The following is a 613-nucleotide window of genomic DNA, read 5'->3' as shown; positions in this document are numbered from 1 at the left end:
ACCGACGTTGCCGGTGGCGCCGGTGACCAGGAACATCGCTCAACCCCCAGAGTCGCTGCCCGGCCAGCCTAGCGCCACCGGACGGCGTCAGTCCTGCGTCGGCAGCTCGTCGAACTCCACGACCTGCCGGATCTCCACCTCGATCTCCTGGTCGAACAGGTCGACGTAGCGCTTGGCGAACTCGACGGCCTCCGCCCGGTCCGCCGCGTTGATCAGCGCGAACCCGCCGATGACCTCCTTGGCCTCGGCGAACGGCCCGTCGGTCACGCGGATCGCGGCGCCGCGCGGCTTGCGGACCAGCGCGCCCTTCTCCGTCGGGTGGACACCCTCCGCCGTGATCAGGACGCCCTTCTCCGCCGCCTCCTGGATGAACCCGCCCATCTTCGCCATGAACTCCTGGGTGGGGTTCCACGACTTCGGGTCGTTCTCGTCGATGCGGTGCATCATGAGGAAACGCATGGTCTGCTCCCTGTGTCGTTCGGCCGGGGTCCGGTGCGTTCGACGCGGGGGTGAAGGCCGGTCACCGCGTCCGGGAACGCACCGGACCCCGGCCGAACGACACAGGGAGCAGACCATGCGTTTCCTCATGATGCACCGCATCGACGAGAACGAC

At 68.4% G+C, this 613-nt stretch carries 1 protein-coding gene; it reads right to left on the bottom strand.

Annotated elements, in window-relative coordinates; translation table 11 throughout:
- Nucleotides 1–87: 87 nt before the first annotated feature.
- Complete coding sequence (locus tag CCN39_RS43285; RefSeq protein ID WP_086852448.1) at nucleotides 88–459, bottom strand: YciI family protein; 372 nt, start codon at nucleotides 457–459, stop codon at nucleotides 88–90.
- Nucleotides 460–613: the final 154 nt, after the last annotated feature.

The sequence above is a fragment of the Amycolatopsis kentuckyensis genome, from assembly GCF_002155975.1.
In the GTDB taxonomy this organism is placed as follows: domain Bacteria; phylum Actinomycetota; class Actinomycetes; order Mycobacteriales; family Pseudonocardiaceae; genus Amycolatopsis; species Amycolatopsis kentuckyensis.
Note: the sequence above shows the minus strand (reverse complement) of the source record. Positions and strands in the feature narration are given on the sequence as shown.